The sequence below is a fragment of the Kribbella sp. ALI-6-A genome, assembly GCF_001984195.1.
Lineage (GTDB): Bacteria > Actinomycetota > Actinomycetes > Propionibacteriales > Kribbellaceae > Kribbella.
This window is the reverse complement of the sequence record NZ_MTQN01000011.1, coordinates 940,439-962,065: the sequence shown is the minus strand read 5'-3', so window position 1 is coordinate 962,065 and position 21,627 is coordinate 940,439. Positions and strand designations below refer to the sequence as shown.

21 protein-coding genes are annotated in these 21,627 nt (G+C 69.6%); 13 read left to right on the top strand and 8 right to left on the bottom strand.

The annotated features are described in order from the left end of the window. Positions 1-24: 24 nt before the first annotated feature. A complete protein-coding gene (locus BWI15_RS25085; protein ID WP_077016885.1) occupies positions 25-1,002 on the bottom strand; it encodes a DUF5937 family protein in 978 nt (325 codons plus the stop codon). 70 nt (positions 1,003-1,072) lie between these two features. Here BWI15_RS25085 and BWI15_RS25080 point away from each other — a divergent pair, with 70 nt between their 5' ends. Further along, on the top strand, positions 1,073-2,269 hold the full coding sequence (locus BWI15_RS25080; RefSeq protein ID WP_237771448.1) for an MFS transporter: 1,197 nt from the start codon (positions 1,073-1,075) through the stop codon (positions 2,267-2,269). A gap of 113 nt (positions 2,270-2,382) precedes the next feature. On the opposite strand, the gene BWI15_RS25075 is transcribed toward BWI15_RS25080, so the two are convergent. Beyond that, the gene (locus tag BWI15_RS25075) at positions 2,383-3,435 is read right to left on the bottom strand and encodes a LacI family DNA-binding transcriptional regulator (RefSeq protein WP_143465806.1); all 1,053 of its coding nucleotides are present in this window, start codon (positions 3,433-3,435) and stop codon (positions 2,383-2,385) included. A 31-nt stretch (positions 3,436-3,466) separates the two neighbouring features. Next, complete coding sequence (locus BWI15_RS25070) at positions 3,467-5,239, bottom strand: glycoside hydrolase family 36 protein (protein WP_077016884.1); 1,773 nt, start codon at positions 5,237-5,239, stop codon at positions 3,467-3,469. A 136-nt stretch (positions 5,240-5,375) separates the two neighbouring features. On the opposite strand from BWI15_RS25070, the gene BWI15_RS25065 reads away from it, so the two are divergent. The 5 genes from BWI15_RS25065 (at position 5,376) to BWI15_RS25045 (ending at position 10,495) form a co-directional block, all read left to right on the top strand. Then, a complete protein-coding gene (locus BWI15_RS25065) occupies positions 5,376-6,653 on the top strand; it encodes a hypothetical protein (RefSeq protein WP_077016883.1) in 1,278 nt (425 codons plus the stop codon). Next, entirely contained in the window at positions 6,650-7,912 is a 1,263-nt protein-coding gene (locus BWI15_RS25060; RefSeq protein WP_077016882.1) for an extracellular solute-binding protein, read from the top strand. The genes BWI15_RS25065 and BWI15_RS25060 overlap by 4 nt, the downstream gene beginning before the upstream one ends. A gap of 8 nt (positions 7,913-7,920) precedes the next feature. After that, complete coding sequence (locus tag BWI15_RS25055; protein ID WP_202817720.1) at positions 7,921-8,976, top strand: carbohydrate ABC transporter permease; 1,056 nt, start codon at positions 7,921-7,923, stop codon at positions 8,974-8,976. Between the two features lie 3 nt (positions 8,977-8,979). Further along, positions 8,980-9,876, top strand: a complete 897-nt coding sequence (locus BWI15_RS25050; RefSeq protein WP_083750987.1) for a carbohydrate ABC transporter permease — start codon at positions 8,980-8,982, stop codon at positions 9,874-9,876. Between the two features lie 61 nt (positions 9,877-9,937). Further along, positions 9,938-10,495, top strand: a complete 558-nt coding sequence (locus BWI15_RS25045) for a cysteine hydrolase family protein (protein ID WP_077016881.1) — start codon at positions 9,938-9,940, stop codon at positions 10,493-10,495. Positions 10,496-10,552: 57 nt separating this feature from the next. On the opposite strand, the gene BWI15_RS25040 is transcribed toward BWI15_RS25045, so the two are convergent. Together BWI15_RS25040 and BWI15_RS25035 are read right to left on the bottom strand one after the other, a co-directional pair. Next, positions 10,553-10,930 (bottom strand): MmcQ/YjbR family DNA-binding protein, encoded by a 378-nt coding sequence (locus BWI15_RS25040; protein WP_077016880.1) that lies wholly within the window; start codon positions 10,928-10,930, stop codon positions 10,553-10,555. Continuing rightward, positions 10,920-11,288 carry a nuclear transport factor 2 family protein gene (locus BWI15_RS25035; RefSeq protein ID WP_077016879.1) on the bottom strand — a complete coding sequence of 123 codons (369 nt, stop codon included), beginning with the start codon at positions 11,286-11,288 and terminating at the stop codon, positions 10,920-10,922. Before BWI15_RS25035 ends, BWI15_RS25040 begins: the two co-directional genes overlap by 11 nt. 132 nt (positions 11,289-11,420) lie before the next feature. Here BWI15_RS25035 and BWI15_RS40195 point away from each other — a divergent pair, with 132 nt between their 5' ends. Next, positions 11,421-12,551: an RNA polymerase subunit sigma-70 gene (locus tag BWI15_RS40195; protein ID WP_237771447.1), complete on the top strand. Its 1,131-nt coding sequence runs from the start codon at positions 11,421-11,423 to the stop codon at positions 12,549-12,551. A gap of 42 nt (positions 12,552-12,593) precedes the next feature. Continuing rightward, positions 12,594-13,217, top strand: a complete 624-nt coding sequence (locus BWI15_RS25020) for an AAA family ATPase (RefSeq protein ID WP_077016878.1) — start codon at positions 12,594-12,596, stop codon at positions 13,215-13,217. Between the two features lie 829 nt (positions 13,218-14,046). Here BWI15_RS25020 and BWI15_RS25010 read toward each other — a convergent pair. Both BWI15_RS25010 and BWI15_RS25005 read right to left on the bottom strand, forming a co-directional pair. Beyond that, on the bottom strand, positions 14,047-14,472 hold the full coding sequence (locus tag BWI15_RS25010; RefSeq protein ID WP_077016876.1) for a VOC family protein: 426 nt from the start codon (positions 14,470-14,472) through the stop codon (positions 14,047-14,049). Positions 14,473-14,580: 108 nt separating this feature from the next. Continuing rightward, a complete protein-coding gene (locus BWI15_RS25005) occupies positions 14,581-15,216 on the bottom strand; it encodes a dihydrofolate reductase family protein (RefSeq protein WP_077016875.1) in 636 nt (211 codons plus the stop codon). 155 nt (positions 15,217-15,371) lie between these two features. Here BWI15_RS25005 and BWI15_RS25000 point away from each other — a divergent pair, with 155 nt between their 5' ends. Then, complete coding sequence (locus BWI15_RS25000) at positions 15,372-15,926, top strand: isochorismatase family protein (protein ID WP_077016874.1); 555 nt, start codon at positions 15,372-15,374, stop codon at positions 15,924-15,926. A 68-nt stretch (positions 15,927-15,994) separates the two neighbouring features. Here BWI15_RS25000 and BWI15_RS24995 read toward each other — a convergent pair whose 3' ends face one another. Beyond that, positions 15,995-17,785, bottom strand: coding sequence for an AMP-dependent synthetase/ligase (locus tag BWI15_RS24995; RefSeq protein ID WP_077016873.1), 1,791 nt, complete (start codon positions 17,783-17,785; stop codon positions 15,995-15,997). A gap of 97 nt (positions 17,786-17,882) precedes the next feature. Here BWI15_RS24995 and BWI15_RS40190 point away from each other — a divergent pair, with 97 nt between their 5' ends. Genes BWI15_RS40190 through BWI15_RS24975 form a run of 4 tightly spaced genes read left to right on the top strand, consistent with a single transcriptional unit; the run spans position 17,883 to position 21,571 of the window. Beyond that, positions 17,883-18,797 carry an SRPBCC family protein gene (locus BWI15_RS40190; protein WP_143465804.1) on the top strand — a complete coding sequence of 305 codons (915 nt, stop codon included), beginning with the start codon at positions 17,883-17,885 and terminating at the stop codon, positions 18,795-18,797. 4 nt (positions 18,798-18,801) lie between these two features. After that, positions 18,802-20,076, top strand: a complete 1,275-nt coding sequence (locus BWI15_RS24985; RefSeq protein ID WP_083750986.1) for an ArsA family ATPase — start codon at positions 18,802-18,804, stop codon at positions 20,074-20,076. Continuing rightward, a complete protein-coding gene (locus tag BWI15_RS24980) occupies positions 20,073-20,537 on the top strand; it encodes a hypothetical protein (protein ID WP_077016872.1) in 465 nt (154 codons plus the stop codon). Before BWI15_RS24985 ends, BWI15_RS24980 begins: the two co-directional genes overlap by 4 nt. Continuing rightward, positions 20,528-21,571 (top strand): ROK family glucokinase, encoded by a 1,044-nt coding sequence (locus BWI15_RS24975; protein ID WP_077016871.1) that lies wholly within the window; start codon positions 20,528-20,530, stop codon positions 21,569-21,571. The genes BWI15_RS24980 and BWI15_RS24975 overlap by 10 nt, the downstream gene beginning before the upstream one ends. Positions 21,572-21,627: the final 56 nt, after the last annotated feature.

The window sequence follows — 21,627 nt, the reverse complement described above, 5'->3', positions numbered from 1 at the left end:
CAGCATTCTGGCCCCTGCGATGGCCTAGCCGACGGATGCGTCGACCACGGCCTGCCCGACGTCCGTACGCCGGTAGTGCACCTGGTGTCCCGTTCTGCGACGCGTCACCAGCCCAGCGCCGTACAGAGCGGCCAGGTGCTCGGCCACCGTCCCCAGCGCGAGCCCGTACTGCGCCGCGAGCGCGCTGGTCGTCGCGGGCGGGTCGAGCGCCGTCAGCAAGGTCGCTCGTGTGCGGCCGAGCAGCGTCGCCAGGGGATCGGGCGCGGTGGGCGCGTCGTCCCAGAGCCTGGCTGCTCCGCGCGCCGGATAGACCAGGGTGGGTTGGTAGCCCGGGGCAACGATCATCACCAGGTGCGGCCAGGCGAAGACGCCGGGGGCCAGCAGCAGGCCTTCCCCGCTGAGCTCGCGGTCCGGTTCGCGGTAGCGGGACGCGACCAGTTCGCCGTCGTCCCACGACAGCGTCGGATGCAGATCGTCGAACAACTTGGTGAGCCCGCCAGTGGTGAACTGCTCGCCGCGGTGGGCGATGTCGTCCTCGAGCACCCGGCTGATCGCCGGCCAGTCGGGTTCGATCAGGGTGGTCCAAGCGCTCTCGATCTGGTCGGCGATCCGCTCCCGCGTCCCGGCGGGGTCGGCCAGCATCCGGTCGATCGTGGCGGCGGCGGGATTGTTCATCTCGTCCCGCGAGCGCCGCAGCTCGGCCCGGACGACGTCCAGCGGCGTACTGCGGACCCGCGCGATCTCGGTGCTGAACTTGGCCCGCGAGGCCTTCGGCGGGGGAGTGATGAAGTCCGGCGTGAACCCGCTGCGCGGCTGCACAGCTCGCAACATCCCCAGGTCGAGCGTTCGGGCGGCCTCGGATTTGGCTGCGATCCAAGGCGAGTAGAGCGGCCGGTGCTTGCTCCCGTGCAGCACCCGCACCGCCGACACGGTCTCCCACAGCGGTGACATCCCGAACCGGCACCGCACGGCATCCGCGCGGGTGAAGCGGAGGACAGTCATCGCCGATGCAAACTTTCGGTCATTTCCGAAACTATAGTCCTGCCGGCGACGCAGGGAGCACTCTCGGCAGGTGACCTCTCCACCGATCGCTGCCACTGGCTATCTGACCGTCCTGCGTGTCCCCGGGCTTCGCGCGGTCTTCGCCGCCCACGCCGTCTCGATGGTCGGCACCGTCGCAGCCCAGGTCGCGTTGTCCATCCTGGTCTTCGACCGCACCGGCTCGCCTCTGCTCTCCGCGCTGGTCCTGGCCTGTTCCTTCCTGCCGTATGCGCTCGGCGGCACACTGCTCTCCTCGATCGCGGACCGCTACCCGGCGCGCCCTCTTCTGGTCACCTGCGACCTGCTCAGCGCCGGCTGCATCGCCGTCATGCTGATCCCGGACCTGCCGGTGCCCGCTCTGCTCGGCCTGCTGCTGCTCACCGGTCTGATCGCCCCGATCTTCGCGGGCGCCCGCTCCGCCAGCCTCACTCAGCTGCTGCCGGCGGAGCTCTTCCCGACCGGCCGCTCCCTGCTCCGCGCGATCAGCCAGATCACGGTGCTTAGCGGCTTCGCCCTCGGTGCCGTCGCCGTTGCCGCGGTCGGCCCGACCTGGCTCCTGGCCCTCGACGTCGTGACCTTCGCGCTGTCGGCGCTGCTGATCCGTTTCGGCACTCCGTCCACGCCGGCACCCGGCACCGGCGGCAACACCCTGCAGGCGTCGCGCGAAGGGCTGCGCTATCTCTTCACCACACCCAAGGTGCGAAACCTTCTCCTGCTCACCTGGGCAGCGCCCGCGTTCTCCGCCGTACCCGACGGCCTGGCCGTCGCGTACGCCGCGCAGACCGGCGCCGCCGCTTCCGCCGCCGGCGCGCTGTTCACCGGGTACGCCGCCGGCACGGTCCTGGGCGAACTCGTCGGCACCCGCCTCGCCCCGCGAACACGCCGGCGTCTCCTCGTACCGTTGCTCCTGGCAACACAACTTCCGGCTGTCGTCTTCGTCTTCACGCCGTCGGTTGCGAGCGCGGCATTGCTCCTGGCGGTCTCGGGCTGCGGTCACGCCTTCAACCAGGCCGTCGATCCGATGATCCTGGCCGCGGCCGACCCGGCGTACCGGGGGCGGCTGTTCACCGTGCAGACCAGCGGCATGATGACGGTGCAGGGCTTGACCATCGCGCTGGCCGGTGCGGTCGGGACGTTCGTGCGGCCCAACCTGACCATCGCGTTCGCCGGAGTGCTCGGCGTGCTGACGGTGCTGGTGCTGGCCCGCAAGGTCGTCAGCGCGAACTGAGCTGGTGCGGGTGATCCTGGCCGGCGGCGAACAGCAGCGGGTGATGCTCGAGCTGCTCGGAGTCGTCGGTCGGCGGCGCTGCCTCGAGCACTCTCGGCCAGCTGCGCCCAGCCTCAGGCGCTGGCGCGGATCACCAGGGGAGCGCTGACGAGTTGGCCCGGCTCGTCCGGTTCGCCGGCGATCTCGTGCAGGGCTCGGGTGAACAGGCAGTGCGCGATGTCGCGCAGGGGGATACGCGCGGTGGTGAGCGGCGTGTCGAGCATGCTGGCGAACGGGAAGTCGTTGAAGCCGGTGACCGCGACGTCCTCGCCGACCTTCACGCCTCGGCGTTGCAGCGCCCGGATCGCGACCACGGCGAAGGCGTCGTTGTCGGCGACAAAAACCTCCGGGTGGTCGGGGGCGTCCATCGCCGCGCTGACGTAGGCACCGACCGCGTCCAGATCCTCGAAGGACCGCGTCGAGTGCGGCGAGCTGAACTCGCGCAGGAATCCCTCCTCGCGCTGGTGGACCCACGGCAGTTCGCTTCTCGTGCCCAGGTACGCCGCGCGGGTCCGCCCGGTGGATCGCAGGTAGCGCGCGATCGTCGCCATCGACTCCACGTTGTCCACGTCGACCCAGCACTGCCGGTGCCCCGGACCCGTCCGGCCGAACGCGACGAACGGGAAGCCCCGCGTGCTGAGGAACTCGATGCGCGGATCGTTCGGCATGGTTTCCAGCACGATGATCGCGTCGACCTGGCGCGCCGCGATCAGCTGTTCGTACAGGGCGATCTCGGATTTGCCCTCCGTCGGCGTCGTCACGTGCACGCCGTACCCGCCGACGGACGCCGCCTTGACCAGCCCACCGAGCAACCCGTGCAGGAAACCACCCAGCCCTGGATTCTGCTCGTTCACCACGTCGTCGTCGAGGTACAGCGGCAGGCCGATCACCTGGCTCCGGCCGGATGACAGGGCGCGGGCTGCGTGGTTCGGCGTGTACCCGAGCTCGTCGATCGCGGCCTGCACCGTGGCCACCGTCTGGTCGCTCACCCGGTGCGGCGCGTTCAGCACGTTCGACACGGTCATCGCCGACACCCCGGCCCTGCGCGCCACGTCGGCCACCGTCGTGCGCCGGTACGCGATCGACTTCTTCTGCTCGGCCGCCATCATGTCCCTTCGTTGCCCCACCCGCTCTGCCTGCCGACCCGTGTTGTACCCATCAAACCCGCTCGACCCTCGCCACGCCGCCGACCGGGACCTCGATCGCCCACAGCCCCCGCGGCGGCGTCGTCCTGCTCCGCGCCACCTCGGCACCCGAGCAGTCCGACACTACGAGCTCGACCGGGCCATCGCCGGCGCCGTCGAGCAGCAGGATCGGATCGTTGCCGCCGTTCACCAGCAGCAGTACGTCGGCCGGCGCGGCCAGCCGCACGACGGGGTTGGAGTACACCGCGACGATCGTCTCCTCGGCGGAGATCGCCGCGACCTGCGTGTACCGCGCGTCCGGCCGCACCGGCACCAGCTCACCCCGCAGCAGCGTCGCCGCATGGTCCCGCAGGAACCCGAGCCAGTACCGCACGACCCGATCGTGCGCGGCCGGCAACGATTCGAGCTCGACCGACACCTGCGCGACGCTGAACAGCACCCCGATGAACTGCTCCGCCACAGCTTCCGGCGACGCGTCCGGATGCCACATCAACATGTCGGAGTGCACGGCCCGGTCTCCCGCGAGCAATCGCGCATCGACCGTCCGGACCCGGTTCTCCACCGCGTCCAGCGCACAGTCGCCGGCCCGCAGGAACGTTCCGTACTGCCAGAGCCGCGGGTTCACGTAGTCCTGCCGGAACTCGATCAGCAGGTCCGGCCGCAGCCGCTGCAGCTCGGCTCTCACCTCCGCGAAGAACTTCTCGACGCCTTCGTCCACCGTCGCGCAGTCGCCGTCCGGTGCCGCCGGTGGATTTCTCCAGGCCCAGCTGTCGATGAAGTCGAGCTTCAGTCCGTCGACGCCCCAGTCACGCACCGGCCGGATGCAGCACTCGACCAGATGCTCGCGGACCTCCGGGTAGCGCGGGTCGAGCGCCACCGTGGTCTGCTCCTCGTCGAGGAAACCGAGGGCCTGGTCCTTGAAGCGGTCCCACGCCTTCGAGTGCCGGCCCATCAGTGGCGGCGCGATCCACAGCACGTAAGCGACTCCGTGCTCGTGCACACGCCGGACGTGCTCGGCCATGTCGGGGAAAGTGCTGCTCGTCGGCTCCCAGTCGCCGCAGTACGCGTAGCCCCGCGCCGTGTTGTCCGTCTGCCAGCCGTCGTCGACGATGACCGCGCTGCAGCCGTACTGCGCGCCGGTCGCCGCGTGCCGCTCGACCGACTGCTCGGACACGTGCTGGTGATCGGAGTACCAGGTCGAGTACATCGCGGTCCGGACCACCTCCGGCACCGGCGCGATCCGGTCGCCCAGCTCGTCCGTCCAGGCCGCTGTCACTCCACGCAAAGCCGCGGCGAAATGCAGGCCGCGCAGGTCGATCCGGAGCGTGAAGCGATGCTGCCCTTCGACCGGCTCGACGTCCTCGATCGCCAGTTCGACCAACTGCTCGGCGGTCTCCTCGTTCACCCCGACAGCGAAGTCGCAGCCCCGCACGCCGGCCGACAACGAGACCGTCAGCGGGCTGATGTCGTCGGTCCGGACCAGTGCGGCGACCGGCGCCGAGCGGACCGAGCGGACGTCGCGATGCGCGCCCCAGTCGGTCGGCAACTCCCGCTGCGATCCCTGCGTGGCTCGCCAGAGTGTCGCGGCGCCCTCCACCGGCCAGGTCCAGCGGATCCGCACCGGCTCCGCCCGCAGGTCCGAGGCCACGATCTCGATCAGCCGCACACCGGCGACTGGATCGGGCAGCTCCCGGACCGACGCGCCGCCCGAGACGGTGGCGGTCCGGACCGTCGAGCCGTCGGGGGAGCGGACCTCGAACGAGGCCTGCGGAACAGCTGACGTCATGGGGCGACTCCCGTCATCGGCACTTCACGCTTGGCATCGACTATAGCGGTAAAATCGATCATGTCCCAACTATTGACGAATTCCGGATCGATGCTAGTTTTACCGCTAATATCGGACCCGTCGAAAGGGGACCGCGATGCCCGGACCGACCGTGACGTCGGACAGCGCGTACGTCGAGAACGCCTTCGTCTGGGCCCGTGAGCGGGCGCTGGCCTGGGTGACGACCGACGCCGCGCCGGGCAACCTGGCGTCGTACTGGGCGGGCTATCCGTCCCGGGCGATGTTCTACTCGCGCGACGTCTGCCACCAGGCCGGCGGCGCGCACCTGCTCGGCCTCGACGCGGAGAACTTCGCGATGCTGCGCCACTTCGCCCGGTCCGCCACCGCGGCCCGCAAGTGGTATCCGGTGTGGGCCTTCCACTTCGACGGCGAGATCGCCGCGCTGGACTACCGCGGCGACGACGACTTCGTGCGGGAGATCCCCGCCGTGTTCGACCTGACCTGGCGCGCCCTGGAGCAGTACGACTGGACCGGCGACCGGCGCTGGCTCGACGATCCAGACCTCGCGGCGTATTACCGGCGCTCGGTCGGCGAGTTCGTCGAGCTGCACGACAGCGACGGCGACGGTGTGCCGGAGGCGCCCGGAACCGGTGACATCTTCGTCGGGTCGGCGACCTACAACGAGCAGGACGCCGACCACCCGTTGATCGTCGCGGCCGACGGAATCGCCTTGCAGTACGCCGCTCTGAACGCTCTGGGCAAGCTGTACGGCGACGAGTTCCGCGAGCGCGCGACGCGGATCCAGCAGGATTTCCTGGCCACGTGGTGGGACGAGCAGCTCGGCCGGTTCGCCCGCGGGCGGACCGTCGGCCACGGTCTCGACTTCGGCTGGGGGCTGGAGTCGAGCTGGATCGCGCCGATGACCGGGCTGACCGGCGACGGCCCGCGCAACGAGCTGTTCCTGGACTTCGTCGAGAAGCAGCTCGAGCTGTCCCCACCGCGGAACATCGAGGCCTTCAGCTATCTGCCGGAGGTGTTCTTCCGGCACGGCCGCGACGAGTCGGCCTGGCGGTGGCTGCGGCACCTGATCGACAGCCGCGACGACTACCCCGAGGTCTCCTTCACGGTGGTGCACCACCTCGTGGCGGGGCTGCTCGGGCTCCGGCCGGACGCCGCGTCGGCCGCACTGTCCATCGACTCCCACCTGCCGGCCGACATCGGTTGGCTGACCGCGGACCACGTCCGGGTCGGTGAGTGGGACCTACGCATCGCCCAAGAAGGACGGCACACGACAGAGGTCACCGTGCACAGCGGACCGGGGCCGCTCACCGTGACCGTCGGCTCCGCCGGTCCCTGCAGCATCGCGCCCGGCGGCACCGCCCGGGTGACCACTCCGACGAAGGACCCCTCATGAAACTTCGCAACCGCCTGCTCCCGTTCGGAGCCGGACTCGCCGCACTGCTGCTCGCCGCCGGCTGTGCGACCGGCAGTCAGCCGGCCGCCAACTCCGGTGGCGCCGACGAGAACGGCGACATCACGTTCTCGTTCTGGGGCACCAACTCCGAGGCCGCCTCGCTGAAGGCGATCGCGGCCGCCTTCGAGCAGGCCAACCCGGGCACCAAGGTCACCACGAACTGGATCCAGGCCGACTACGAGCAGAAGCTGCAGACCTCGATCGCGGCCGGCACCCAGGCCACCGTGATCGAGATCAGCAACACCAGCCTGGCCGGGTTCGCGCCCAGCTTCGCCGAGCAGCAGGTCGACCCCACGAAGTTCGTGCAGCCGAACATCTCCGAAGCCCTCAAGTACGACGGCAAGTACTACGCCACCCCGTTCACCGCGAAGCCGAAGGTGATGGCGGTCAACCTGGACGCCTTCAAGGCCGCCGGGCTCCCGGCGCCGAGCCCGACCACTCCGCTGAGCCTGGACGAGTTCAAGACGATCGTCGCGAAGCTGTCGCACGGCGAAGGCAAGAAGCGCGTCTACGGCACGAGCAACATGTGGTTCAAGGGCTGGCTCACGGCCGCGGGCGGCGGTTTCTACAACGCCGACGCCACGGCCTGCACCTTCGGCGACCAGCAGGGCGTCGCAACCGCGCAGTACATCGTGGACCTGCAGAAGCAGCGCTACGCGCCGAGCTCGATCGACATCGAGGGCCAGGACCAGGCGCAGTGGTTCGCGGCCGGCCGGCTGGGCACGTTCAGCGACTTCGGGCCGTGGACGGTCGCCGACTTCGCCAAGATCAGCAAGCCGAACTGGACTCTCGTTCCGGTGCCGGGCAAGGGATTCCCGATGGAGGTCGGCGGCCTGGCGATCGCCAAGAACGCGAGCGGCAAGAAGCTGGAGACCGCGAAGAAGTTCGTCGAGTTCGTCAGCACGCAGCAGGTGGCTCAGGACCTGCTGATCCAGGGCAACACGGCGCTCGGCGTACCGATCATCGCGGCCTCGACGCCGACGCTGGAGAAGGTGCTGCCGCCCGAGCGCAACCTGGCGGCCTTCACCACCGCGCTGAAGACCGGGCTGATCAGCCCGTCGGTGCCGCGCGAGGGGCAGATCTCCGGTGACGCCGACAAGGGCATCACCAGCTACACGCCGCTGGGCAGCGGCAAGGACGACGTGGCCAAGATCCTGCCCGGTCTCAACGACAAGTGCACCGCGGCCCTGAAGCAGTGAGGTAGACCGTGAACCCGACCATCGGATGGATCCGCCAGCTCGCGGAGTCCTGGGGAGTTCCCGCGGTCCTGGTGCCGCTGGTCCCGTTCCTGGTCCTGCTCGTCGCCCTGTACGCCGTGATCGGACTCGCGGCGTACGGGGCCAAGCGGGCGTGGCCGCGGGCGGACAAGACGATCGCCTTCTGGCTGTTCATCTCGCCCTGGCTGATCGGGTTCCTGGTCTTCACCGTGGGCCCGATGCTGTCCTCGGTCTACGTCAGCCTGACCTCGTGGGACCTGATCACCCCGCCGAAGTTCGTCGGCGTGGCCAACTACACCGAGGCGTTCCAGGACCCGCGGGTCGGCCAGGCGATCAAGGTCACCCTGCTGTACGCCGTGATCAGCGTCCCGCTGCAGACCGCGCTCGCGTTCGCGGTCTCCCTGCTGATGAACGTCGACCTGCCGGGCATTCGCCTGTTCCGCACCATCTGGTACCTGCCGAGCCTGGTGTCCGGCGTGGCCCAGATCGTGTTGTTCCTCTGGGTCTTCAACCCGCAGTACGGGCTGGTGAACGACGTGCTCGGCAAGGCCGGGATCCAGGGGCCGGGCTGGTTCAACGACGCGTCCTGGGCGTTGCCGACGGTGATCCTGATGAGCCTGTGGACGGTCGGCGGCGCGATGGTGATCTACCTGGCCGGCCTGAAGGACGTGCCGACCAGCCTGTACGAGGCGGCGGCGCTCGACGGGGCCGGACGGCTACGGCTGTTCTGGCACGTGACGTTGCCGCAGTTGAGCCCGATCATCTTGTTCAACGTGCTCACCGGGATCATCGGCGCGCTGCAGATCTTCACCCAGGGCTTCATCGCGAACGGCGGCCCGAAGGACTCGCTGCTGTTCTTCGTCTACTACCTGTACGACAACGCGTTCCAGAACTTCCGGATGGGCTACGCCTCCGCGCTGGCGTGGATCCTGTTCGTGATCATCATGGCGCTCACCGCCGTGACGCTGCGCGGAAGCGCCTTCGCGATCTACTACGAGACCGAGATGGGCGGGCGGCGGCGCCGTCCGCGCCTGAGGAAGGGCTGAGCCATGGCCGTACTGGTCGAGACCGGCCACGCCGCCGGCCCGAGCACGACCGTCCGTCGCGCCGACCGGCCGTACTGGCGGCGCAACCTACCGCTCACCCTTGTCCTGTACGCCGTCCTGGCGCTCGGGTCGCTGGCCTTCGTCTACCCGTTCCTGTGGATGATCGCGACCTCGCTGCGATCGCTCGCCGGGGTCGGTAGCGCGGGCGCGAGCATCTGGCCGAGCGAGTTCCTCTGGGAGAACTACACCCGGGCGATCACGTCGTTCCCGTTCTGGCGGTACGCGCTCAACTCGCTGATCACCACGTTGATCCCGATCGTCGGCACGGTGTTTTCCTGTGCGCTGGCGGGGTTCGCGTTCGCCCGGCTGCGGGTGCGCTTCTCCGGTGTGGTGTTCGCCGTAGTGCTGGCGACCATGCTGCTGCCGGGGGAGGTGACGATGGTTCCGCAGTTCATGCTGTTCAACAACCTGGGCATGATCGACACCTTGTACCCGCTGATCCTGCCGGCGTTTTTCGGGTCGCCGTTCTACATCTTCCTGTTCCGGCAGTTCTTCTCCCGGATGCCGGCCGAACTGGCTGACGCCGCGGTGGTCGACGGGTGCGGCTGGTTCAAGATGTTCCTGCTCGTGTACCTGCCGCTGGCGCGTCCCGCTGTGGTCGCCGTCTCGATCCTGCTGTTCATGAGCTACTGGAACAACTTCCTCGGCCCGGCGATCTACATCAACTCCGACCAGTGGAAGACGCTGCCGCTGGCCTTGGCCGGCTTCCAGTCCGTCAACGGCACCGACACGCCGTTGCTGATGGCAACCTCGGTGCTGATCACGCTGCCGTGCCTGGTGATCTTCTTCGTGGCGCAAAAGCAGATCACCAACGGGATCACGTTCACCGGCGGGCGGTGACGCCGACCTGTGTGGGTGGAATCCGGTTGACCAGGTGGCGCGGCTCGCCGATGATCCACGCATGTCCGAGAGCGTGAAGCCTGTTGAAGGCCTGCTGATCATCGATGTCCAGGCCGGGCACGTCGAGGGGGAGCACGCTGTACCTGACGCCGCTCGGCTCGCCGAGCAGGTCGCGGACCTGCTCGACGCGGCGCGGGAGGCGGATGCGCTGGTGGTTCACGTGCAGAACGACGGCGATGCGGGTCAGGTGGACGAGCCTGGGACGGCGGGGTGGGAGCTTCACTTTCGGCCGCTGGCTGGTGAGGTGGTGATTCGCAAGGCGCACGACGACGCGTTCCGGGAGACGTCGCTGGCTGAGCTGCTGGCCGAGCGGAGCATTCGTTCACTGGCGATCTGTGGCCTGATGTCGGAGATGTGCGTGAGCGCGACGGCTCGCACGGCGCTGGATCGGGGGTATCGCGTGGTGCTGCCGCACGACGCGCACGGCACGACCGGCGTACCGGCGGCTGACGGGCTGGGTGAGGCGATTCCGGCCGCGGTTGTGTCCCGGGTCGCCGAGTGGGCGCTCGGCGACCGGGTCGAGGTCGTGCCGCACGCGAAGACGGTTGCTTTCGGCTAGCTGTTCTGAGGTGCGCCGAGGCCGGCTGGTTGTGCTCCTTGGGCGCGCCGGGGCCGGCTAGCTGCCTTCCGTGGCGCGCCGACGCGATCGTGGTGGCTGACCACGTTCGGCGGCGACGAAGGCGTGGGCCTCGGCGAGCAGGTCGCGCCACTGACCCTCGTCGGCTGGCGGGTACGGGATACCCGCCCACTCCCTGGCGGGGTTGCGGCCGATGTGGACCGGTTCCGCGGCGCGAGCGGCGAGCAGTTCGGCTACGCGGTCGGCCGGGAGCTTGAGGATCAGCTCGCCCTCAGCGCCGACGAAGGCGAAGAACTTCGTCCCGACGCGCAGCCCCTCGCTGCCGAACATGAGCGAGCGGTCGACGCCCGGCAGGCCGTCGTACGCGGTGGACAGCTCGTCGAGCAGGTCCTGGCCGCGGCGGCGATCACTGCGCATCGGCGGCCGCTGCCTGGGTGAACGGCAGACGGTCGAAGATGATGCGCAGGTGCGTGATCCGGCCGTCGTGCACGGTGAGCAGCTCCGCGCCGGGCGCGTCGGCGACCGGGACGGTCCGCGTGTCGTACATCAGCAGCGCGGTCGTCTCGTCCCCGAACGCCGAGAGCAGGGCGGACTCGAGCAGGATCTTCGAGAACGGTTCCATGAAGCCGCGGAACGCCTCGGCGCCCTCGATCGGCCCGCCCGGGCTCTGGCAGACGATGTCGTCGGCGACGTACTGCATCGCCGCCTCGAAGTCGTGGCCGGTCCAGGCACGGTGGTAGGCCAGGGCGACGTCGAGTGCGGTGGCGTCGGTCATCGGTTGATCCTTTCCGGTCGAGATGCTCATGACAGTGCAGACACCACGAACGCCGCGATCGGAACGCTCGCCCCTTCGTGCCGCCCTGATGAGTGCCCGGGAATTGTCCGGACCGGCTGAGACGATGTGTCGATGACGAGTTCGGTGCTGGAGCTGGCCCGAGGTGGGGACGAGCGCGCGTTCCAGGAGCTCACCGCGCCGTACTTCCGCGAGCTCCACCTGCACTGCTACCGCATGCTCGGCTCGGTCACCGACGCCGACGACCTGATGCAGGAGATCCTGCTCGCCGCCTGGAGTGGTCTCGCGGGTTTCGCCGGGCGGTCGTCGGTCCGGACGTGGCTCTACCGGATCGCCACCAACCGCTGTCTCAACGCGATCCGCGCGGGCAAACGCCGTCCACCGACCGAGCCGATGCCTCCGTTCGAGCCGCCCGAACCAACCCGCCGAGGCGAAGTCACCTGGCTCCAGCCGTACCCGGACGCTTGGCTCGATCAACTGCCTGAGGATCGTGCCGTACGCCGGGAGACCGTCGAGCTGGCCTTCGTCACCGCGCTCCAACGAGTGCCACCCCGCCAGGCCGCGGTGCTGGTCCTGGTCGACGTGCTGGGCTTCACGATCGCCGAGGTCGCGGAACTGATGGACACCGGTCCGACCGCGGTCAAAGGTGCTCTCCAGCGCGCTCGGGCGGCTATGCGCCGGGAGGCCGATGCAGTCAAAAAGCGGCGGGCCGCGGGCTGTCCAGCGATGGACGAGGGTGCGGTCGACACGCGGCGGGCTGTAGGCGATGAGGGCAGGAGGTTCGACGGACGCGTCTCCGATGACAGCCGCGCGGCCGCCGACTGCTCGTCCGAGGTGACCGCCGAGATCGGCGCGGGGTCGGGCTCGGCGGACGCGGCGACGGCGGGGGAGTGGATGGTGGCCCGGCGGTTCGCGGAGGCTTTTGTTGCCGATGACATCGAGGCGGTGACGCGGCTGCTCACCGACGACGCGTGGCTGGCGATGCCGCCGGCGCCGCACGAGTACCACGGACCGGCTGCGATCGCGGAGTTCCTTCGGGCGAGCGCGGCCGGGCGACGCGGCAAGCGACTGCGGCTGGACCCCAGCGGGTGCAACCTCCAGCCGGGCTTCGTCTGCTACTTCGTCGACGACACGACGGTCTGGTACGCCGGGCGATTCGTGCTCGCGGTGCGCGGTGAGCGGATCAGCCGCATCACCAGATTCCTCGAGCCCGCGCTGGAGAAGGCACTCGCAGCAGCAGGCTGAATCCGGTCGTCCGCCCGGCCGGTGACTGGCACGATGTCCGGCATGGAACTGGTGATCGTCTTCGGCCCGGCAGCTGTCGGCAAGATGACCGTGGGGCACGCGCTGTGCGAGCTGACCGGATTCAAGCTGTTCCACAACCACGCGACGATCGAGCCGGTGCTGGGGATCTTCCCGTTCGGTTCGGAACCGTTCAATCGGCTGGTCTCGGAGTTCCGGCGCCGCGTGATCGAGGAAGCCGCGACCTCGGACCTGCCCGGCCTGGTCTTCACCTTCGTGTGGGGCCTGGACGACTCCCATGAGATCGACGTGATCGCGTCGTACATCGAGATCGCCGAGTCGGCCGGCGGCCGAGCCCACCTGGTCGAGCTGTACGCCGAGCAGGAGGAGCGGCTGGCGCGCAACGCGACCGAGTTCCGGCTCGCGCAGAAGGCCAGCAAGCGTGACCTCGACAGGTCCCGGCGCAACCTGCTCGACCTCGACGCCGAGTACACGCTGAACACCGGCGGCACGCGCACCAAGGCCGAGGACCTGATCGAGCAGCACAACCACATCCGGATCGACAACACCAGCCTGACCCCACAGCAGGCCGCCGAGCGGATCGTCCAGGCCTTCGATTTCGAGACGAACGCGCAGCACTCACCAACCCGCCCGACGACTCCGGCCTGAGCAGGCGGCGAGGCCGGCCGAGGCGAGATCGAGGCGCCTCCGCCGCACGATCACTCAACCTGGCCATGTCTTGCTGAGTGCTGCACGTCCGCCCTCGCGGTCGCCCAGCCTTCCGTCGCTAGCCCTCCGCCGTCGACCCTCGCTCACCGCAGAGCGCAGACGCCCCGCGCTCACTACCGCCCCAAGCGTGGATCTCCACCACCGACCAACCGCACGATCGATGCCGACACGCCGTCGACACGCCGCTCGGTGTGTCCGCGGCGCCGGTTGATCAGTGGTGGAGATCGGCCCAGCGGGGAAGCGGCATTCGTCGCTCGGCTCGAAGGCGGCCGGTTCGCCGTCGGCGGGGTCGAGGCGACGGCCGGAATCCCCGCGGGGACCGGCCGCTGCGCCGTGCGGCGCCTCGCCGGCTCGCCGGCCGCCGAGCAGATCGTCGAGGCATTCGCGCTCAAGGCGGACGTGCACCACTCATCAACCCGTCCAACCACGCCGGCCTGAGCGGGCGACGCGGCTTGTGCGGCGAGATCCAGCCGGTTGGTGAGTGCTGCACGTCCGCCCTCGCGGTCGCCCAGCCTTCCGCCCGCGCCGGGCTCGCTGCCGCGAGCGGGCATCCGCTCCCGGGCGCGCAGCGTGCTTCAGCTCGGCCACGGGCGGATCCCCACCACCGACCAAGCCGCGCGATCGAGGGCGACACGCCGTCGACACGCCGGTCTGGGCGTCCTCGGCGCTGGTTGATCAGTGGTGGAGATCCGCCCGGGAGCGAACGGTGTCGACAGCCGTCCGGACACTTGCTCCGGACCTCCACCCCTCAGCCCACGCCGCCCGACCCTCAGCGGGCAGCCCGACGGGCTTCGACAATTTCCAAGTAGTGCGGGTTGTGCATGATCCCGAGCACGTTGCCGAAGGGATCCACGACCGACGCGGTGGTGAAGTCGCTGTCGCTGTGGGACGTGATCGGCTGGTACTCCTTCGCGCCCATCGCCAGCAGCTTCTCGAACGTCCCCGGCAGGTCGTCGACGTGCCAGTGCATGACCGCGCCACCGGGGGCGTTGCCGGCGCCGGGCGGGGCGTACTTGCGGTCGATGAAGCCCAGTTCGTCTTCGTCGTCGCCGATCCGGAACTCGATGTACGCCGGGGCGGCAGGTGCCGGTGGGAAGGCGAAGTAGGGCTCCTGGCCGAGCAGTTCGGTGTACCAGTCGCGGGCCGCGGCCAGGTCGTCGGCGTAGAAGCTGATGGTGGCGAATCCTCGGAACATCGGTGTCTCCCTGGGGTCTCGCGGTGGCGTGTCCACCGCGATGACTCCATCAAACGACAGATAAGTGCTCACCCAATGAGCACTTTCCCAGGGAGTTTCACCAGGCGCTCAGGCGATCGCTTCCTTGCCGTCGACGATGACGTACTCGCCGCCGGTGGTGATCGGCGCCGGCGTCAGTACGGCGTACGAAATGCCGTTGCTCCCGCCACGGGACTCGACCACCGTGAAGGCCGTCGGCGGCAGGCCTTCGGTGAAGAGGCGCTTGCCCTGGCCGAGCACGACCGGGAACGTGATCAGACGGTACTCGTCGATCAGCCCGGCGCGGTGCAGGTCGCGGGCCAGGCCGCAGCTGCCGTGGATCTGCAGTTCGCCGCCCGGCTGTTCCTTGAGGGCACGCACCTGCTCGACGACCTCGGCGTCCAGCACGGTTGTGTGCTGCCACTCGGGATCGCGCAGCGTGCGCGAGGCGACGTACTTGGGCAGGCCGTTGAGCTTGGTCGCGACCAGGTTGTCCGGGTCGGTCACCTGGGACCAGTAGGCGAACATCATGTCGTACGTCGTCCGCCCGAGCAGGATCGCGGCGGCCTGCGCGAACCAGCTGTCGACGATCTCGCCGAACTCGTCGCCGGCGTACGGGACCACCCAGCCGCCCTGGTCGAACCCGCCGGTGCGGTCCTCGTCGGGTCCGCCCGGGCCCTGCATGACGCCGTCGTAGGTCAGGAAGGTGTGCAGTGTCAGTCGCATGCGCGATCGCTCCTTGAGGTCCGGCGATCCCGGCTGGACCACCTCTCAACCCTGGCGTCGAACAGGTCGCCGGGGGATCGACATCGCGCGACGGAGATTGTCGGTGGGCGGATCTAGCATCATGAGATCAGGCTTGCCAGTGCCGGGAGGGGCTCATGACCACGCTGAACGATCGACCCAGGACGGCGTTGCTCGTCATCGATGTGCAGAACGGCGTGATGGCGGGCACGCACAACCGCGACGGCGTCGTGAGCAACATCGCGACGCTGGTCGAGAAGGCCCGTGGGGAGGGAGTCGATGTCGTCTGGGTGCAACACAACAGCGATGACGGGCTGAAGAAGGACAGCGACGAGTGGCAGTACGTGCCGGAGCTGGTGCGCGCCGAGGGTGAGGCGCTGGTGCACAAGCAGTACCCGGACTCCTTCGAGGCGACCGACCTGGAGCCCGTGCTTGCCGAGCGGGGCATCGGCCGGTTGATCGTCTCGGGCGCTCAGACCGACGAGTGCATCCGCTCCACGCTGCACGGCGCCATCACGCGCGGGTACGACGCCACGCTGGTCGCCGACGCGCACACGACCGAAGACCTCTCCGAGTACGGCGCTCCGACGCCGGACCTGGTGATCGCCCACACCAACCTTTACTGGGAGAACCACCAGGCGCCAGGTCGCACGGCAGGCATCACGACCACCGCGGAGGCGACGTTCAGCTGAGGAAGCGGGGTTGCCCGGGAGTGGCTGACAGGTTGGCCGCGGAAAGCCCCGGCCAACCCAACTGAGTTCTACTGCGCGTACAACGCTTCCACGTCCGCCTCGTGCTTTTCCATCACCACGTGCCGGCGCAACGACAGCTTCAGAGAAAGCTCGCCGTTCTCCTGGGTCCAGTCGGTGGGCAGGATGGTGAACTTCTTGATGCCCTCGGCTTTGGACACCGCGGTGTTGGCCTCGTCGACGGCGGTCTGGATCTCCGCGATCAGGTCCTTGTCGGTGCACAGTGTCTCGACGTCGCGAGGTTTGCCGTGCTTGTCGGCCCAGTTCCCGATGGTTTCGGGGTCGATGGTGATCAGCGCGGCGATGTACGGCTTGCCGTCGCCGACGACCATGCACTGGCTGACCAGTGGGTGCAGGCGGATCCGGTCCTCCAGGACCGCGGGGGCGACGTTCTTGCCGCCGGCGGTGACCAGGATCTCCTTCTTGCGGCCGGTGATCCGGATGAAGCCGTCGGCGTCGAACTCGCCGAGGTCACCGGTGTGGAACCAGCCGTCCTCGTCGATCGCGGCGGCGGTGGCCTCGTCGTTCTTCCAGTAGCCGAGCATCACCTGGCCACCCTTGAAGCACAGCTCGCCGTCGTCCGCGACGCCGACGGTGACGCCGGGCAGCGGGCGGCCGACCGTGCCGATGCGGATGTCGTCGGGCAGGTTGACCGCGACCGCGGCGGTGGTCTCGGTCAGGCCGTAGCCCTCCAGCACCGGTACGCCGATGCCGCGGAAGAAGTGGCCGAGCCGGTCGCCGAGCGGCGCGCCGCCGGAGACGGCGTAGTCGACCTGCCCGCCGAGCACGTTGCGCAGCTTCGTGTAGACCAGCTTGTCGAACAGCGCGTGCTTGGCCTTCAGCCCCAGGCCCGGCCGGCCCTTGTCCATCGCCTGCGAGTAGTCGATCGCGGTCTGCGCGGCGGCGTCGAAGATCTTGCCCTTGCCGGCCGCGTGCGCGGTCTGGCTCGCGGTGTTGAACACCTTCTCGAACACCCGCGGCACGCTCAGGATGAACGTCGGCTTGAACTCGCCGAGGTCGTTGACCAGGTTCTTCACGTCGGCGGTGTGGCCGACCTTGACCCGCATCATCACGCAGCCGACCTGGATGATCCGGGCGAACACGTGCGCCAGCGGCAGGAACAGCAGCGTCGACGCGCCGTCCAGCCGGAACAGGCTCGGCAGCACCTTGGTCGCCGTACCGAGTTCGTCCATGAAGCTGGCGTGGCTGATCTTGCAGCCCTTCGGCCGGCCGGTCGTACCGGAGGTGTAGATCAGCGTGGCCAGGTCGCCCGGCGTCACCGCCGTACGGCGCTTGTCGAGCTCGGCGTCGCTGATCTGCTGGCCGAGCACGGTCAGTTCGTCGACGGCGCCGGCCTCGATCTGCCAGGTCTCCCGCAGGGCCGGGGCGTCGCCGCGGGCGGACTCGACGACGGCTCCGTGCGCGGCGTTCTCGACGATCGCGGCGACCGCGTCGGAGTCGGTCAGGATCCACTCGATCTGCGACGCCGACGAGGTCTCGTAGATCGGCACGGTGACCGCGCCGATGGTCCAGATCGCGTAGTCGATCAACGTCCACTCGTACCGGGTGGCGCTCAGCAGGGCGACCCGGTCACCGTGCTCGACGCCCGCCGCGATCAGGCCCTTGGCGACCCCGGCGACCTGGTCGGCGAATTGCGCCGCGGTGATGTCCAGCCAGCCGCCCTCGACCCGGCGGCTGAACACGGCGGTGTCGGGGTGCGACGATGCGTTCGCCCACACCGGATCGGCCAGTCCACCCGTGGTCGGAGGGTCGATCACAGCAGGAACGGTGTACTCACGCATCCGCGTCTCCTCAGTCAGGATGGTCGGCTCCGGCGCACGTTACAGTCACTTACCCAAGTAGCAGGTCAGTGTGACCCAGGGAACTAAGGTCAGGCGCATGCCTTCGCTAGACATCAGCTGCGACGACCTCATCGTCGCGGATCCAGCCTACGTCGCGGAGCGGCTCGGCTCGGACACCCTCTGGCGTGAGTGGTGGCCGGAGCTGGAGCTGACGCCGTCGGAGCGCCGCGGGCTCGAGGGAGTTCGCTGGGCCGTCACCGGCGCCGCGGTCGGTACGGCGGAATGGTGGCTGGAGCAGGTGCGCGACGGGGTCGTCGTGCACTGGTACCTGCGCGTCGACCCGGTACGGCGTACCGGCGTACGGGGGTTGCGGCGGTTGCAGGAGTCGTACGTCGCGCGGTACCGGGAGCGGATCTGGCGGTTCAAGGACGAAGTCGAGACGGGCCGCGCCGCGGGCGAGCGCAGGTCCGGCTGGGAACCCGCGATAGTCTCCGGGAGGGGCACCGGCGCCCCGCACCCGGCCGCGCCGCCGACCAGGCACGCGGACCGGCCACCGTCCCGGCAGCGAAGAGGTGAATCGATGGCAGAGCAGACCACCTCGACCATCGTCGTGAACGCGACCCCGAAAGCGATCATGGCGGTGATCGCGGACTTCGAGGCGTACCCGGAATGGGCGGACTCGATGCGGGAGACCGAGGTGCTGTCGACCGACGAGGCGGGCCGGCCCAAACAGGTCCGGTTCAAGGTGGACGCCGGGGCGATCTCCGACGAGTACACGCTGGACTACGTCTGGTCCCGCAACGAGGTGACCTGGTCGCTGGTGCAGGCCAAGATGGTCAAGGGCATGGACGGCGCGTACGTGCTGCGCGACCTCGGGGCCGAGGGCACCGAGGTGACCTACCGGCTGGCCGTCGACGTGGCGATCCCGATGATCGGGATGCTCAAGCGCAAGGCGGAGAAGGTCATCATCGACACGGCCCTCAAGGGGCTGAAGAAGCGCGTCGAGTCCTGATTCCGTGACGCGCGTTCTGCTGTACACAGGAAAAGGTGGCGTGGGCAAGACCACGTCCGCGGCCGGCACCGCCACGCTGGCCGCGCTGCGCGGCCTGCGCACGCTGGTGCTGTCCACCGACGCCGCGCACTCGCTGTCGGACGCGTTCGACTGCGAGGTCGGCGGTGAGCCGACCGAGATCGACGACCTGCTGTTCGTGCAGCAGATCGACGCGCAGCGGCGGTTCGAGCGCTCGTGGGGAGACATCCAGGCCTACCTGCGGTCAGTGCTGCACGTCGTCGGGGTCGACCCGATGGAGGCCGAGGAGCTGACGGTGCTGCCGGGGGCCGAGGAGGTGCTCGCGCTGCTCGAGGTGCGCGACCACGTCCGGTCCGGGCGGTGGGACGTGGTGGTGGTCGACTGCGCGCCGACGGCGGAGACGCTGCGGCTGCTCGCGCTGCCCGAGGCGCTGAGCTGGTACATGGACCGGATCATCAACGCCGAGCGCAAGGTGCTGCGGTCGTTCCGGCCGTTGCTCGGCAAGGCGTCGGGCTTGCCGATGCCGGACGACAATGTTTTCGACGCGCTGCGGCGGTTGCAGCGGGATCTGACCGACATCCGGGCGTTGCTGGCCGGGCCCGATGCCTCGGTGCGGTTGGTGCTGACGCCCGAGGCCGTGGTGGTGGCGGAGGCGCGGCGGTCGATGACGACGCTGTCGCTGTACGGGTACCGCGTGGACGGCATCGTGGCGAACCGGGTGTTCCCGGCGGCCGGCGCCGACAACTGGCGGCGGCAGTGGGTCGCGGCGCAGCGGGGAATCCTCGAGGACGTGGCCGACTCGTTCAGCCCGCTGCCGATCTGGGAGTCGCCGTACCGGGCCTGTGAGCCGGTCGGGGTCGAGGAACTGGCGGCGTTTGCTGTGGAGATGTACGGCGGGGACGACCCGTTCGCGCGGGCTTCGGACGAGACGTCGCTGCTGGTGGATCGGCACATCGACACCGATGGGCGGACGTACATCCTGACGCTGCCGTTGCCGCTGGCATCGGCTGCCGATCTGGAGCTCGCGCGGCACGGGGACGAGCTGATCGTCACGGTCGGGTCCTACCGGCGGGTGATTCCGTTGCCGGCCGCGTTGGCGCGCGGTGTTGTCGCCGGGGCCCGGTTGGACGACGGGAAGCTGCAGGTGCGGTTCGCGCCGCGGGATCCGTTGCCGCGGACGCCGGTCGGTGGGCCGGAGCTCGGTGAGTTCCGGGAGCAGATGGAGTTCGACGAGACGGCGATCCCGGAGGCGACTCGATGACGGCGAAGGAGCCGGTCGGCACGGTGGCCGAGGAGGCCGCGAAGCTGTTCGCCGTACTGCGGGCGGCGGGGGCGGCGGATTTTGGTGCTGCTGCTGGGGCCGGGGCCGGCGGGGATGCGGCCGGGGAGGCCGCGGAGGCTGAGGCCGGTCCAGAAAGCGCCGGCCCCGAAGACCACCCGCCGCACGGGATCGGCCACGGGCCCGAGTGTCAATGGTGTCCCTTGTGTCAGGTGATCAACCGCGTGCGGACCACCAGCCCGGAGACCGTCGAGCAGCTCTCGTCGGCGGCCGCAGGTGTGCTGGGAGCGGTGCGCGGACTGGTGGAAGCTGCGGCGGAGGCGGCGCGGCAGGCGAAGGTGGACGCAGAGTCGCGGGCCGCCGGGGAGCAGGACAGACAACGCCCAGCTCGGTCCCGGGTGGACCGGATCGACGTGAGTGAGGACCCCGAACCATGGGACTGACCATCGGCATCGACGTCGGCGGTACGAAGATCGCGGCCGGCGTCGTCGGCACCGACGGCACGATCGGCGCCCGCGCGCACCGCGATACCCCGGCGAACTCGGTCGACGAGACCGCCCGGGCGATCTGCGACGCGGCCGCGGAACTGATCGCGGACCACGACGTGGAGGCGGTCGGCATCGGTGCCGCCGGCTTCGTCTCGTCGGACCGTTCGACCGTGCTGTTCGCGCCCAACCTGGCCTGGCGCGACGAGCCGCTCGGCCGCCGGGTCGCCGACGTACTGCAGGTCCCGGTCGTGGTGGAGAACGACGCCAACGCGGCCGCCTGGGGCGAGTTCGCGTTCGGCGCCGCCAAGGACGTCGAGCACATGATCTGCGTGACCGTCGGCACCGGCATCGGCGGCGGCGTGGTGATCGACGGCGAGCTGCTGCGCGGCGCGCACGGCGTGGCGGCCGAGCTCGGCCATATGCGCGTCGTACCGGGTGGGCATCGGTGTGGTTGTGGCGCGCGTGGTTGCCTCGAGCAGTACGCGTCCGGCCGGGCGCTGGTTCGGGAGGGGCGCGCGCAGGCCGAGTCCGGCTCGCTGGCGGCGGCGCAGATGCTGAGCGTCTGCGGGATCACCGATCCCGCCGAGCTGACCGGCCCGATGATCACGATGGCGGCGGCCGCGGGCGACCCATGCGCGGTCGAGCTGCTGGACGACCTCGGCCGGTGGCTGGGGGAGGGACTGGCGAGCTTCGCGACCCTGTTCGACCCGAGCACGATCGTGATCGGCGGCGGGGTGAGCGCGGCCAAGGAGCTGCTGCTGAACTCGGCGAAGGTCGCGTTCGAGAAGAACCTGCCGGCGCGCGCGAACCGGCCGCACCCGACTTTCGGCCTGGCCGAGCTGGGCAACGACGCGGGCATCATCGGTGCGGCCGACCTGGCCCGTCGCCCAGCGCCTGCGCAGGAGAAGGCGGCGCCGCAGGCTGCCCAGGCGCCCGAGGTGACGGCGCCCTCGGACGCACCGGGCGCCGCCGCGGAGCAGCCGCAGTGAACCTGCGGGTGGCTGCCACGCGCGGCGCCGCCTCGCGACCCGCCGTGCTGCGCGGG